This is a genomic window from Rossellomorea sp. SC111 (assembly GCF_024733565.1).
Taxonomy (GTDB): domain Bacteria; phylum Bacillota; class Bacilli; order Bacillales; family Bacillaceae_B; genus Rossellomorea.
Map to the genome: position 1 here is coordinate 21224 of NZ_JANIOC010000018.1, position 15257 is coordinate 36480.

Consider the following 15257-nt stretch of genomic DNA (forward strand, 5'->3'; position numbering starts at 1 on the left):
ACCTCTTTTTATTGATTTCTTAGTAGTTGTGATTCCGGTACATTCCGTATTCTTTTAGCCGGGGAGCCCAATACTAGTTCTTCCCTCTTTACATCTTTGGTTACTACACTTCCCGCAGCTACGGAACCATCTGCTTCAATAGTGATACCAGGTAGGGTGATTGCATTTGCTCCTATGCGGCCACCATCTTTTATCGTTATACCCTTAAATTTATCCAATCTTTCCTTACTTCTGGCCATGTAATTATCATTAGTTGTGACTACATAAGGCGCTATGAATACATAATCGCCAAGTTCTGAATAAGCAGTGATATAGCTGTTGGTTTCTAATTTGCATTTTGAACCTATCTTACAGTCGTTTTCCACTGATACCCCACGTCCGACGATTGTACCCATGCCAATTACTACCCTTTCTCTTACGGTAGCTAAATCTGCGATGAATACATCATCCTCGATAGTTGCGTTTGCATAAATGATAGAAGAAGTACCAATGGTAACACCCGATCCAATGACTGTTGGAGGAAGTTGCTTAACCTCAGGTAATATGGATGTTTTTGCTCTAGTTGGGCTCTTACCTATAACCACATTGTCTTGAATAATACAGTTGCTCCCTATTGTTACACCAGCTTTAATCACTACATTGTTTGCAATGCTTACATTTTCCCCTATTGTAACTCCCTCTCCAATAATTACATTCAATCCTTTAATTAATGTGTTCATTCTATAAACTCCTGTCAAAGATTTATTTTAGTGTGTCTACAACTAAGCTTCTGGGACAATTTTCATCTGTCAACAACAACTCATTGTTTGCAATGCCAATAAGTGCGTCTCTCAGTTTATCTTGGTCATCTAATAATTCATTAATATACAAGATGATTTCATGGGCATTTTTATTTGTTGACTTTCCAATGTATATCTTCTCGAAAACTTGTTCAGGATGGATTTCATTGGGATTAAGGATTTCTTCATATAATTTCTCTCCGGGTCGCATACCAGTAAATTCGATTTTTATTTCGTCGTTGTCGTAACCTGATAACTTGATCAAATTATTAGCCAGGTCGATTATTTTAACAGGTTCTCCCATGTCCAGTACAAATATTTCCCCACCCTTTGCTAATGCACTTGCCTGGATTACAAGCCTTGACGCTTCTGGAATTGTCATGAAGTATCTTGTCATATCAGGGTGAGTAATGGTTAGTGGCCCACCTTTAGCAATTTGCTTCTTAAATAGTGGCACCACACTCCCTCTACTTCCAAGGACATTCCCAAATCTGACTGCAACAAATCGGGTTGTACTGTACTTTGCCATATCCTGTACAATAATCTCGGCAATTCTTTTTGTTGAACCCATAACGCTTGTGGGGTTTACCGCTTTATCAGTAGATACCATAACGAAAGTCCCCACTCCAGCCATATCAGCTGCTTCAGCAACATTTTTCGTTCCAAAAATATTGTTCTTTACGGATTCCTCAGGATTTCTTTCCATCAATGGAACATGTTTATGCGCTGCTGCGTGATAAACAAATGCAGGTTTATATTTCATCATGATATTGAATATTTTGTCTCTATCTTGAATATCAGCAATTTCTGTTAATAATTCAATTTCACCTTGGTATTTGGATTTCAATTCCATTTCAATGGTATAGATACTATTCTCTCCATGCCCCAGTAAAACAACGGTTTTAGGATTGAATTTGCATAATTGCCTGGATAATTCCGATCCAATTGAACCACCCGCTCCTGTAATCAGGACGACCTGGTTTTCAATCTTATTGGCAATTCCTTCGATATCTAATTCTACCGGTTCTCTTCCTAAAAGATCCTCAATCGAGACATCTCTTATTTCATTAATTGAAATATTCCCTGCAGCTAAGTCTCCAATCATTGGCAATATCTGAACATCTTTGCATACTTTCTTCGCTTCGGTTACAATATTCCTGATTTCTTGCTTAGATAACGATGGAATGGCAATCACAATGTGTTCGATTTTATATTTGGTAACAATGCTCTCCATATCTTCAATGGTACCTGCTACCGGCAGATTCCCTATCTTCAGGTTCTGTACTTTTTTGTCATCATCTAGAAAGGCAACCGGTTCCAAATTTGTGCTTGGATGGTCTTTTAATTGTCCAAGTAACATTCTACCTGTAGATCCTGCACCGATGATTAATGTTCTTTTCCGTTTTGTAGGTATTTTTCCTTTAGACTTAATCGAGAATGTGACTGCAGATGAAAACCTCCACCAGAACCTGATACCTCCTAAAGTCAAAATGTGAAGCATGTACGTCAGTGAAAGACCCCTAAAATAAATATTGTTGAAGGTGATTTTTTGAACTATGGCTGTCAACACTATTGAAGAGGTGACGACCATAAAGAGACCAACTAACTCATCCATGCTGGCATACCGCCAGACTTTCCTATATAAACCAAATACATATGAAAAGAAATGATGACCGATTAGCAAAGTTATTGAAGTAATAATGATCATTTCATTGACTATATAAGCTGAAAATGGATTCAAAAAAAAGTGTGACATATATATAGAAAATAAAACTATTACTGAATCAATAAAAAACAAAGACATCATTCTCGTTTTATAATTCATTTAAGGTGCCTCCTCAAATTTAGCCAATAAATTTCAACTTGTATTATAACATACAAAGTGAAGAATTGTTGATAATTGACTATATACTACTACTTATAATATTTACGTAATATTACCTCTTAAAACTACTTTTTATTACCAGAATTGATACATTTATGTTTCTTTTTCAAGACATACTAAACACATCATGAACGCAGTTTAACATATAAACTACAATCATGATGTGTGTTTATAAAACATATTAACAATTTTTAATAAAGAGGCTCCAGTGTTGCACCTTGAAAATAATGCTTGATGATTCTGTCGTAAGTCCACCCATTTTCAGCGAAACCCTTAGCTCCATACTGACTTAAGCCTATTCTGTGACCAAACCCCTTACCTTGGACCACGATAGCCTTAGGATCTACTGGTGAAGAGATTCGGCTATCCTTCATTTGGATATTGATGTTCCCCGAGGAGATCTTCACATCTTGGTCAGCGGTCTTTATAGGCTGGTTCGCGATATTGTATTGAACATCTTCACTTGAACTTGTCTTAACCGTATAAGTTGGTGAAGATGTAATGTCAAACCAACTACTATAAAGGAAACCATATGTTCCATTTGTCGGGAATAATTTTCTAATCGTCAATTCATTTCCGGATTTTTTTATATCTCCTCTGGATGTTTTCAATATTACCGAATTAACCTCTCCATTGGAGCTATTTGATTCTGTAGATAAATTGTAAAGAATCGTATCTTCCGGAAGACCAAAAGTTGAAAATAATTCACTAGGTCTGAATGCAAATGCCCAATTAGAATAAGGCGAATCCTCAAATGTGTCCTCTACACTTATTAGATAAGGGAAATATGCCTGATTAGAGTTCCAGACATCTCCAACATTGGCCGTTCTTCCTCCTGATGTAGAATGGAAGAACGTTTCGATTACCGTTCCATTGTACTTAACCACTTTTCCCTTTGTTCTGTCCACAGCACTGTTTGTACTAGACGTCTCGGAATCCATCCCATTATAGACTTGACTGGAGACTGTTCTAGTTAGAACCCCTCTTTTACTTTTTACATATGCATAACTTCTTGCTGCCACTGCTTGTGATTTCAATGCTTCCGAGTGCCAACTCGCAGGCATCTCATTTGCAATGACACCTTTAAGATAATATTCCATCCCAAGTGAATTAATAACCTGTTTTGAAGTTCCGTATTCAATATTACCTCTGTAAGTTTTGCCGGAATTATTGAAAGTGACAGAATTATATGCAGGTGCACTTATCTTTTTTACATTTGAATTATTCGGTACTGCTAGTTGCTTACCATTCTTAGCATTAATGATGTACCACCCTGGTATTTCAGTTACCAGCTCCGCAGCTTCACCGTTCCAATACTTTACAACATCAGGATCGGAGGATGTTGCATTTTTCTTTGCTCCAGTGGTATTATAAAAGGCTATTAAGTTCGACTCCGTTGAAGCTTCCTCAAACTTTAATTCAGCCGAACTTTGATTGAACGCACCAAAGTTGGCGCTTACACTATTTGCGGATGAACTCAAACCTACATTTAAATTCGGTCTTAATAATATCTTTACATTATTGGAATCTATAAAGTAGTATAGTCCTTTTAGTTCGAAAGATATATTATTAGAATTATATATTTCAACCGAAATTGGTTGTTGATGGTTTACAGGAGAAATTTGAGCATTGACTTTTTGGTTCATAGTAAATCCTAATAAGATGATAGGCACTAACACACAAGCAAAGAACCTTCTCATTCTATTTTGCCACCTCTGCATGATCCGAAAGAATCGCCGCACTTCGTCCATCAGATAACTTAATAATATACCAGCCTTGGCCAGAAGGATCTTTATACGTACTAATATAAGTCAAAACGGTGTTAGTGGTTAAAGTTTGATAAACCGCATAATCTTTAGATGCCCCTCTTCTTGCAGGGGTATTTTCATTTATTACTACTTTTGCATATGTAGAGGTATCACCGTCAACATCAATCGTTGAGCTTTGTGATAATACAGCGCCTACTTTACCATTTGAAAGTTTTACAAGATACCATTTTTCATTTGTAATGCTATTTTTGTAAGTATCATAGTATGATAGGATAGTCCCTTTAGGAACAACCACCATATCTTCATAGCCAGCTGAAGCACCGCGCTTTACCGAAGTGTTTGTAGTGGTAATGACATCGGATGTTCCTCTAACAGGTGTTTCAGGAGTATTGCCACCCCCAGATGATAAATTATCAACCCTATCTTCTAATTCATTTATTCGATTTTCCATTGGAGTGATTTTTGAAATTACCCATTCCACACTCGCTAGTACTGTTGATGTATTTGCTTTTGTATCCACAGTCATAATAGACCCAAAACCAGTCCCAAGAATAAAAACAGCAATTAATAATACAACTTTCTTTTTCATTTCGTCCTCCTAAAATTCAATTAAATTTAAATAACTTTTATATCTTTTTAGTTACAATATGATAATATCATATATTTACAATCTATTGAAAAATTTTTATTAATTGGTATTTTTTTCTAAGAAAAAAGAACTGACTTAACATGATATCACGCTCATGTTAAGTCAGTTCTTTTGTACTTCCTCTTCTTTCAAATATCCTAGATAACCCTTATATCCTTTAATAATTTTATTTTTAAAAGTGATACTAATTAAAAGTCCGGAAAAGAATACAAAGATGAATAACCAAAAAGGATTAAATATAAACTCAGTAATCCCTCCGACCATAACCCTTGGTATGTTTATGGAAAAGTAAACGAATAGGGCTAACAAAAAAGGATGTTTAGGTAACCTTATAAATAGGATATATAATAACTGAGTAAAGATTCCGATGTAAAAGGTGCTGAATAAAATGCCTTTATAACCGAAATTAGCAAAAGCCTCTCCTGCATACAATGTATTCAGTACACCTGCAATGCCGCTTTGAACTTTTTCAGGGTAATAAGCTTCCATCACCACTCTCGCAGACCTTACATGTTCTATATTATAAAGATCCAGAAAAATTGATGGTAGGCTGGAACCATTCAAATCATAATTCGAAAAAAATTCAAGATGAAGATAGAATGGTGCAATTTGAGTTAAAATGATTCTGCCTATAGGTCCAGTGTTGTATTGGAAAAACTCACTGATAGCTATTTTTTGGACAAATATATACAAAATTGTAATAAATGATACTCCCAGCAAGCCAATTAAAGTAACTTTTTTCCAATTAAGTTTTAGTCTCCCCAAATAAATACTTATTAAAATGAGCATAAGCAAATAAAAGAAAATAGGTGCTTTCTGCAAATCATAAATACTAATATACAATGAAGATGCAAATAAAACAACAAAACTTAGCTTCCAAAATAATTGCTTGGTCCCCACTGCAAATGCATAAGCAACCAATGATAAAATCGGGGTTAAGCCCATAGCCAGAATATTTTTTATATAAATATTCCCACGAAAGTTATGAGACGCTTCTATTCTAAGTTCACCTAAATTGCCACTCCCCTTAAACATTTCGATTATAGGGATTTTATCCAACTTCAATGTAACATATGCGATTGCAAATAGGCATATTATCGAAGTAATAGAAAAAACCATCTTAATGTCTTTACTGTCCTCTCTTTGGACACTAATAGGCTTTTCCAAATATTCTTTAAATTCCTTCTCGCCCTTAAATCCTAAGAGATTGGATATTACAAACATGGTTAGGGGAGTGAAAATCATTATATAACAAATAAAGTAAAAGCCTGTCACTCTGACTGAATCATCCCTAATCCTATTAATCATATAGTTATCATCAATCCCAAGGACAATGAGTAAGGCCCCTATGAACGATGAAAAGAAAAATGAATAATAGAAGATTATTGATAGCATATTAGGTTTAAATAAGGACAGACTTCCTGAACTCTTCTTAAACAAGAAGAGTGAGATTCCTAAAGTAAGAATCCATATAAGGATATAAACCATTTTATCTTCTCCAAATCAGTTTAATTCTGCTGTATGAAGTACTAAAACTCGCAAAGATAAAAATAAGCCATATAAATAGGATATACAGATTATTTAATTCTTTGACTTGAATCCAAGTAATTGCAATAATTGAAGAAATACCATATGAAAAATGTAACAGGAGACCAAACCCTGATGTGGGTAGCTTATAAAATTGCTGACTTTTATTAAATATCAAAATGTTAACAATCAAGTAAGAAATGATAAGAGATGCTACCGCTCCCCATATAGAAAATATAGGTATAAGAAGGATATTTAAGATAACAGATCCAACAGCAGATATTAGTACATATGTTGTTAGCACCTTTGTTTTTTCAGTTATAAATAAGCCAACAGAAATAATTAAATAGTAGAAACTTAAAAACGATCCAACACTTAGCAAAGCAATATAATGGGTAGAATCCTTATATGCCTCACCGGAGACTACAACCCCCATAATACTAGGTACAAAGGTAGAAACAACTAATAGGAATATATTACCGGATATCATTAGAAAATAAAAGATGTTAACAAATGTTTCTTTTGCATTTTCATTATTTTTAATGGACATGGAGTAAGGTCTCCAAGCCATTTGTACACTTGAAGTCAATAAGCTGATAACAGTGGCAAATTTAATCGCGACCCCATAAATCCCAACCGTACTTAATGTTTCAAAATGCGATAAAAAAAATCTATTAGAAAAAGTGATTACCCAGAAAGCAATAGAAGCAGGTACCAGTGGCGCTCCATATTTGATTAACTTGAGAATAAGCTTTTTATCCAATCTTATTGATACAAAACTTTTTATTTTACCTAATAAGAAAACAATGATGATTGCCGAGGCCAAAGCTCTCCCTAAAAAAATTGAGTCAACAGAGTTCATAAAAAAGCGTAAAAACAAATATGAAAATATAGCCACCATGAGCAATTTCAGCACAGTGAAAATAGCTACTTTTCTTACCTGAAAAGAGAATCTATAGTGAGTAAGAACCAAAGTAACTAGAGTATCCAATAAAAGGACCAACAACCCCAGGAAAATGACATTTTGATAAGTCTGAGAGTTAAAAAGGAGCTGCCCCACTAGTTCATTAAATGACGCAAACAGAAGGATGATTGCAAATACAATTATTAGTCGTATTTGCAATCCAGCCCTGAATAACTTCAATCGCTTATCAGGTTCATCTGTGTCATAAAAATAGAATGCTAAAGAGTTGTCGGTACCAAATATTATAATGAAGGTTAAGACTGAAGTTAAGGCCTCCATCATTTCAAACGCACCCATTTGTGCCGGATTCAAATAGTGGGTGTAGATAGGAAGCATTAAAAATGCAATTAGCTTAGTTCCTACATTCATAAGTGCATATAGGAGGGAATCCCCCCCTAAGCGTTTCAACGTTGCAATCAAGATTACCTAACCCCTACTATAACTTGATATATTTTTCTGGTTTCTTATAATGCTTCATCGCATTCCGAGTATCGAACACAATTTTTGCTTTATTTGAAATTACATTATAATCAAAATCACTATGGTCAGTTGTTATTAATACTAAGTCAGCTTCTTCAATCATACCTTCATTGAAGTCCTCAGTCTTTCTTTCCTGTCCATTCATCTTGAACATTTTGACGTGGGGATCTACTACAGAAGTTAACGCCCCTTCTCTTTCTAATAAATCAAGTATCGGTAATACAGGAGACTCTCTGTAATCATCGATATCCTTTTTATATGCAACACCCAAGATGGCAATTTTAGCACCTCTTAGAGCTTTACTTTCACCGTTCAGGATATGCATCATTCTATTCACTACAAATTCAGGCATAGAATTATTGATTTCGCCGGCTAATTCAATCAACCTGGTATGATAATTGAATTCTCTTGCTTTGTATGTTAAGTAGAATGGATCAATTGGAATGCAATGTCCACCTAGTCCAGGACCAGGGTAGAATGCCATGAAACCGTATGGCTTTGTTTTTGCAGCATCAATGACTTCCCAAACATCTATGCCCATTTTTTCACATAGAATGGCCATTTCATTGGATAAAGCTATATTAATATTTCGGAATGTGTTTTCAAAAATCTTCTCCATCTCTGCCACCGACGGACTGGAAACTTCATGTACATCCCCTTCAAGAACACTTCTGTATAAAGTAGCTGCTACCCTTGTACACTCCTGTGTAATCCCACCTACTACCTTAGGCGTATTTTTTGTTTTGAATTGTTTATTTCCAGGGTCAACTCTCTCAGGAGAATAAGCGATGAACATATTCTCTCCGCATTTAAACCCATGCTTCTCTAGTTCAGTTTGAACGATTTCTTCTGTTGTTCCTGGGTATGTGGTAGACTCTAGTACTACCAACATTCCTTCATGTGCATTTTTTGCAATTTCCAGGGTGGATGCCTCAACATAAGATGTGTCTGGTTGTTGGTATATATCTAATGGTGTAGGCACACAAATTGCTACAGCATCCACTTCACTGATTTTCTGGTAATCTGTGGTTGCAGTAAGGAGACCTTTATCGACTAAGTCCTTTAATTCCGCGTCAACCACATCGCCGATATAATTTACACCACTATTCACTTGATCCACTCTGGCTTGTTGAACATCGAACCCGATTACCCTGAAGCCTGCTTTTGCTTTTTCAACTGCTAATGGCAACCCGACGTAACCAAGACCTACCACTCCAATAACAGCCTCTTTACTATCAATTTTATTTATTAAATCATTTGCGTAATTCATATGAATTTCTCCTATCTAAAATTAGGTTTAATTATAAATATACTTTTGAACCACTCTCAGACGACTCAATAATTGCCGAAATCAGCTTGACAGGAGTGTATCCATCTAATCCACTGACAATTGGGGTAGTGTCTTCCTTTATTGCTTTTACCATATCTTCAATAATCCATTGATGCCCTGGTTTGCCGATCGGATCATTATTTATTTTCTCTTTAATAGAAAGGGTTTCATCATCTGAAAGACCTTCCATATTCCAAGTTTCAATATAGTTCGCCGTTTTACCGGAAATTTTGACAGAAGCTTTTTCACCGAAAATGGATAATGATTCTTCCAGATTTGTCGGGTAAATGGTTGTAGCAGCCTCAATCATCCCCAATGCACCACTCTCAAATTCTACAACTGCCATAGCTACATCTTCTGACTCGATATCTCGCAGCCTCGTCGTCACCATTGACTGAACAGATTTTACAGGTCCCATTAACCATAACATTAAATCAATATCATGTATCGCTTGATTCATCAATACACCACCATCGAATTCTTTCGTTCCTCTCCATGGTGCTTGATCATAATATTCCTGATTTCTATTCCAACGGACTGTGGCATTTGCATGACTTAACTTCCCGAAATCTCCCTTTTCCATATGCTTTTTCAACTCAATAAAAGCAGGTCTAAATCGATTAGGGTGAACAACCGAGAGTTTTATTCCATATTCTTCAGATGTCCTCATCATTTCCTGGGCGTCTTCTTCTTTTAAAGCCATAGGTTTCTCAACAATGACATGCTTTCCATGTTTTGCACATAATTTAGTCATGGTTGAATGCAAACCGGAAGGAACACAAATGTTTACTACGTCTAAATCTTTTTGTTTCTCCAACATTTCTTCCAGGTCGGTGTAACAGTTATATTTATCCTTAAATTCCTCTAATCGAGCTGAATTATTGTCACAAATAGCTACTAACTTAGCATCTGAGCTATGATGAATGGCATCTATATGTTTTTTAGAAATGTGGCCAATACCCACTATTGCAAATCCTATCAAAGGTCATTCTCCTTTCGTGCATCTAAAATATATTTCCATAACATGAGTATCAAAGTAGAAAAAATAAACCCTATGAGTACTGAAGTGATCAAATTGCTTATTATGAAGTTGTTACTTTTTGTGATAGAACTTGACAAAACCTTGGGATCGTCAAGCTCATCGAGTTCCATCTTAGTCATTTTCATATCTTCAATGAATTGAAAATCTGATTTTCCTGAAAGATAGTTAGATTCCTGTAATTCATCTGAAGTTAACGTTCCCTGTTGAACTTTTCTTTCTAAAAAATCAGTTCTAATCTGAAGCATCTTATCCGCCTTCTCATAGGATTCAATTGCCGATTCAAGATGCCTCTTCCTATTGGAATATTCCTCATTTAAATCTTTTAAATAGTTTTTTTCAATAATATCAATAGCTTCCTTTATCTGGTCCTTATCAGGATCTTTAAAGGAAAATAACACTCTCCCGGTAGTAGCACTGACATTAAAATTATCTACACCTATTTCACTGACTTTTCCACTGAATTTTGATTGAATAAGGTCAGGGTGCGTCAAGTCATTTATTCCAATAGAAGAAGTGTAGACAGTTATTTCACCTTTATAAACATCATCTTTTGTTAAAGTGAACATAACAGTACCCAAAGCCACAACTAAAGGTATTAAAAAGAATATAACCTTTTTTCTCCAAAAAAAATGCAGGTATTCATAAAAAACATAATTGTTTTTTTTCATGTGAACCTCCAAAATTATACTGCAACAAAACATCCCATAAAGAAATACTTTTTATAGGATGTTTTGTTTAGAATCTTCTTATTGATTAAAAAACTCTTTAATTTGGGAAACTACATATTCCTGTTGTTCAATTTTCAATTCAGGGAACATCGGTAATGAAATAGCTTCTTTTGCTGCTTTTTCCGCTTCAGGGAAATCCCCTTCTTTATATCCAAGATCTGAAAATACTGGTTGAATATGCAATGGTAGAGGATAGTAAATCATTGTTTGTACTCCTCTATCAGATAAAAACTTCTGCAATTCATCACGTTTGTTTGTTCTGATGGTATATTGATGGAAAACATGGAAACGATCATTCTCTTCTTCTGGCGTAACAATATCAAGGTTTAATTCACTGACGAGTTCTGTATAGTTTCGAGCAAGCTGGCGTCTTTTTTCAATCCAGCTGTCGATGTGTTTAAACTTTACATTTAAAATGGCCGCTTGCATCTCATCCAATCTACTATTATAACCAAGTACATGATGATAATACTTTGGTTTACTTCCATGTACCCTTATGACACTCATACTGTCTGCCAACTCTTCTGAATCGGTCACAATCATCCCTGCATCTCCATATGCGCCAAGGTTTTTGGTAGGAAAGAAACTATAACATGCCGCGTCTCCCAGTTCTCCGACCATCTTCCCTTTATATTTGGCACCAATTGCTTGTGCAGCATCTTCAACTACATGTAAACTATGCTTTTCGGCAATCTCTTTGATCGGATCCATGTCTGACGTCTGTCCATATAAGTGAACAGGAAGAATCGCTTTTGTATTTTCAGTTATTGCTTCTTCAATTTTAGACGGATCTATGTTAAATGTTTTAGGGTCTATGTCTACGAATACAGGTTTTGCCCCGGCTCTCGCTATGGCTCCTGCAGTAGCAAAGAAAGTAAATGGAGTGGTGATCACTTCATCATTCTGCTTTACCCCACATGCTTGTAACGCAATATGAAGGGCATCGCTCCCATTCGCAACTCCTACTCCTCTTGCAACATTCGAATAATCTGCTATATCATTTTCTATTTTTTTTACGTTTTCACCCAAAATAAATCTGGATGATGACATGACTTTATCTAAGTTTTCTAAAACTTCATCCCTTAAATATGAATATTGCTCTTTTAGATCCAACATTGGAACATTCACAATTAATCTTCTCCTTTGAGATAACTTTTAATTCGTTGATATAATACCATAATTACAATAAATACAAAAGCTTTGAAAAACGAATGTAAAAAAACATTTTTACTTGTTATAATGTAATCTTCGTGTTTTAACGTCAATAAGGAATATATTTCACTTTTCAGTATAGGAAACTGACTACTCTAACCCCTCTTAAGCACCCTCTGTAAATTCCTTTATATTCCACTTCATTTTTCCGAAATTTGTACGATATATATTTTGTAAACTAATTTTTGGAGGTAATGACAATTAAAAGCACTACATTTAAACTCTTGTCTCTTTATTTCTCGGTTCTACTATATGGATTTTTCGTTTGTTTTACTTCAGTAAGTGCCGACAGCCTGACTTACGGTCGAATTACTGATGATTTCGTTAACGTAAGAGAGCAAAGTGATATTAATTCCTCGAGGATTGATCAATTATCTGCTAATGAATTTGTTGTCATTCTTGGCGAAAGTAATGATTGGTACAATGTAAAATTGCCTGATGGGAAAGTAGGATGGATTGCTTCATGGTTAGTAGAGAAACAAATTCCCTATCAATCGTATATTGGTAGCGATACTAATGTTTATAGTAATCCAAGCACTCACTCTGCCATTACATATAGCACAAGTTCTTCAGAAAATGTGATGATTAATAAATGGGTAAATGGATGGTATCATATTACTTCTTCTTCCTTTCAAGGATGGATTTATGAAGGTTTATCAGACAGTCCTGAATTAATTGAAATTGTTGGCGATCATGTGAATGTATATGAAATGGCAAGCACCCGATCAGTCGTGATTGGTGGTTTAACCAAAGGGGATTCAATTACTATAAAACAAGAAATTAACGGATGGTATTGGATAGAAAGTGATGATGCTTCAGGATGGATATATTCAAGCCATATAACCGAAGGCAGTCCGGTGGTTAAAAACGTGTTGAATAAGAAAGCAATAATCAAAAATGACCTTCAAACGGTCTTTGATCAACCGAGTTCCAGTTCAGGTAGCTCGTTCTCCTTACAAAAAGACACACCTGTAAAGGTCCTTTATAATATCCAGAACTGGTTCTACATTGATAGCAATCAGGGACAGGGATGGGTTTATAGGGGGGTCCTTTATTCGGAAATAACGGTCCTTGGGCCAACCGTCTATATATACCCTAAACCCTCTGTAAATATTCCAAAAATAGGGATGTTTCAAAAGGGGAATCCACTAATAATTGAACAAGAACTTAATGGCTGGTACTTCGTTTCTGGTGGGAACACTGAAGGTTGGGTTTATTCAAGTCACGTGTACAACGGTAGTCCAGTAATCATTCCTACTTATGATCAATCTATCGTTCTCCCTGAAACTCTAAACGTTTATAATAAAGCCAGCACCCGATCTTCTACTATATCATCCTTAAAAAAGGATGATATAGTAAAAGTTCATAAGGAAATTAATGGTTGGTGCAATATATCTTCAGGTGACATCACAGGATGGGTTTACCAAGGTCTACTTCCCATTCACCAGAAAGTAACTTCTAACGGAGCCAATTTATATAATAAACCCAGTACGCGACAAACCATTGTCAATGTATTGAATAAAGGAACCGATTTCATAATTATAAGAGAAATTAATGGTTGGTATCAGATTGAAACAAAGGATTACTCTGGTTGGGTTTATTCTACTCACATAGATGACAACAGTAATGTAACTCTTAATCCTGTTAATAAACAAGCCATAATTTCCACGGAAAGCCCCACCTATATGTATGATAAACCGAGCACCAGACAGAATATCATTTATACAATACCAGGTAATTCTGAAGTAGCTGTCTTGGGAGAAATTAATGGTTGGTATCTAGTTGATTCAGCAGGTAAAAAAGGGTGGACATATAAGAATATTATCTTCAAAGAACAAATTACAAATGCTGCTAACGTCGTAATATATGAGAAGCCAAGTACGAGAGAGAATATAGAAACAGTCCTCTCAAGCGGGGTTGAGTTTACGGTTATTGAGGAATTAAATGGTTGGTACAAAGTAAAAATGAATAATATGATTGGCTGGATTTACCACAGTCATATCGAAACAGGAACAGATCTTCCTATAGTAAAAGGAATTTCCATATCTGATAATATTACAGTGACGAAAGATCAAGGTTCAAATTCCACTTCGATAGGCGTTATAAACAAAGGAATGATCATCGATATCATTCGGGAAGTAGAAGGCTATTATTATATAAAATTAAATAGCCAATATGGATGGGCCCCTTCCTCTTCTATTATTCTTTCAGAAAGAGGGAATACTTCGATTCTGGGGAAAACCATTGTCATTGACGCAGGACATGGCGGCCATGACTCAGGTGCCATCGGCAGGTATACAAGAGTATTTGAAAAGAGTCTAAATCTTACTACTGCAAACCTATTAGCAGAAAAATTAAGAAATCATGGTGCAAATGTCATATTGACCAGAAGCACTGATGTCTTTTTAGAATTAAGTGAAAGAGCCACTATCAGCAAACAGAATGCGGCAGATGCATTTGTTAGTATTCATTACAATATGAATACTAGTACTCTTCCAAACGGTATAGAAACTTATTATTACAATCAATTTGTAGACAAAAGCCTTGCTCTCGTCGTACAACAAAACATTATCAACCACACCGGTTTTTATGATAGAGATATAAAGTTTGGAGACTTCCATGTAATCAGAGAGAATAGCAGACCGAGTATCCTTGTAGAACTGGGGTTTTTGTCCAATATGCATGATGAATACGAGGTTCAAACATCCAATTTCCAAGATAACGCAACAGACGGTATCATTAACGGATTAATAAGCTATTTTGAGTAATTAACAAAGAAGCACCCTGTAGCGTAGAGATTAATCATCTCTCTACCTATAGAGTGCTTTTTATTATTGAAATTTATAATAATTAGAGAAACTATATAAGTCATACTTAACCTAAATGATTAGT

The 15257-nt window shown here is 35.4% G+C and carries 11 protein-coding genes; 1 reads left to right on the forward strand and 10 read right to left on the reverse strand.

Translation table 11 applies throughout. The features are described from left to right. Positions 1 to 8: 8 nt before the first annotated feature. The 10 genes from NQ095_RS19335 to NQ095_RS19380 form a co-directional block, all read right to left on the reverse strand. Positions 9 to 719: an N-acetyltransferase gene (locus tag NQ095_RS19335; RefSeq protein WP_258265075.1), complete on the reverse strand. Its 711-nt coding sequence runs from the start codon at positions 717 to 719 to the stop codon at positions 9 to 11. A 22-nt stretch (positions 720 to 741) separates the two neighbouring features. Then, positions 742 to 2604 carry a polysaccharide biosynthesis protein gene (locus NQ095_RS19340; RefSeq protein ID WP_258265076.1) on the reverse strand — a complete coding sequence of 621 codons (1863 nt, stop codon included), beginning with the start codon at positions 2602 to 2604 and terminating at the stop codon, positions 742 to 744. A gap of 251 nt (positions 2605 to 2855) precedes the next feature. Then, positions 2856 to 4364, reverse strand: a complete 1509-nt coding sequence (locus NQ095_RS19345) for a SpoIID/LytB domain-containing protein (protein ID WP_258265077.1) — start codon at positions 4362 to 4364, stop codon at positions 2856 to 2858. A 1-nt stretch (position 4365) separates the two neighbouring features. After that, a complete protein-coding gene (locus NQ095_RS19350) occupies positions 4366 to 5022 on the reverse strand; it encodes an SH3 domain-containing protein (RefSeq protein WP_258265078.1) in 657 nt (218 codons plus the stop codon). A gap of 162 nt (positions 5023 to 5184) precedes the next feature. Further along, complete coding sequence (locus NQ095_RS19355; RefSeq protein ID WP_258265079.1) at positions 5185 to 6570, reverse strand: O-antigen polymerase; 1386 nt, start codon at positions 6568 to 6570, stop codon at positions 5185 to 5187. A 1-nt stretch (position 6571) separates the two neighbouring features. Beyond that, positions 6572 to 7993 carry an oligosaccharide flippase family protein gene (locus NQ095_RS19360; protein WP_258265080.1) on the reverse strand — a complete coding sequence of 474 codons (1422 nt, stop codon included), beginning with the start codon at positions 7991 to 7993 and terminating at the stop codon, positions 6572 to 6574. 16 nt (positions 7994 to 8009) lie between these two features. Beyond that, positions 8010 to 9323: a nucleotide sugar dehydrogenase gene (locus NQ095_RS19365; protein WP_258265081.1), complete on the reverse strand. Its 1314-nt coding sequence runs from the start codon at positions 9321 to 9323 to the stop codon at positions 8010 to 8012. A gap of 31 nt (positions 9324 to 9354) precedes the next feature. After that, entirely contained in the window at positions 9355 to 10365 is a 1011-nt protein-coding gene (locus NQ095_RS19370) for a Gfo/Idh/MocA family protein (protein ID WP_258265082.1), read from the reverse strand. After that, a complete protein-coding gene (locus NQ095_RS19375) occupies positions 10362 to 11093 on the reverse strand; it encodes a GumC domain-containing protein (RefSeq protein ID WP_258265083.1) in 732 nt (243 codons plus the stop codon). Before NQ095_RS19375 ends, NQ095_RS19370 begins: the two co-directional genes overlap by 4 nt. 78 nt (positions 11094 to 11171) lie before the next feature. Continuing rightward, complete coding sequence (locus NQ095_RS19380; protein WP_258265084.1) at positions 11172 to 12281, reverse strand: DegT/DnrJ/EryC1/StrS family aminotransferase; 1110 nt, start codon at positions 12279 to 12281, stop codon at positions 11172 to 11174. Positions 12282 to 12559: 278 nt separating this feature from the next. Here NQ095_RS19380 and NQ095_RS19385 point away from each other — a divergent pair, with 278 nt between their 5' ends. Beyond that, positions 12560 to 15133, forward strand: coding sequence for an SH3 domain-containing protein (locus NQ095_RS19385; RefSeq protein ID WP_258265085.1), 2574 nt, complete (start codon positions 12560 to 12562; stop codon positions 15131 to 15133). The last annotated feature ends 124 nt before the right edge of the window (positions 15134 to 15257 follow it).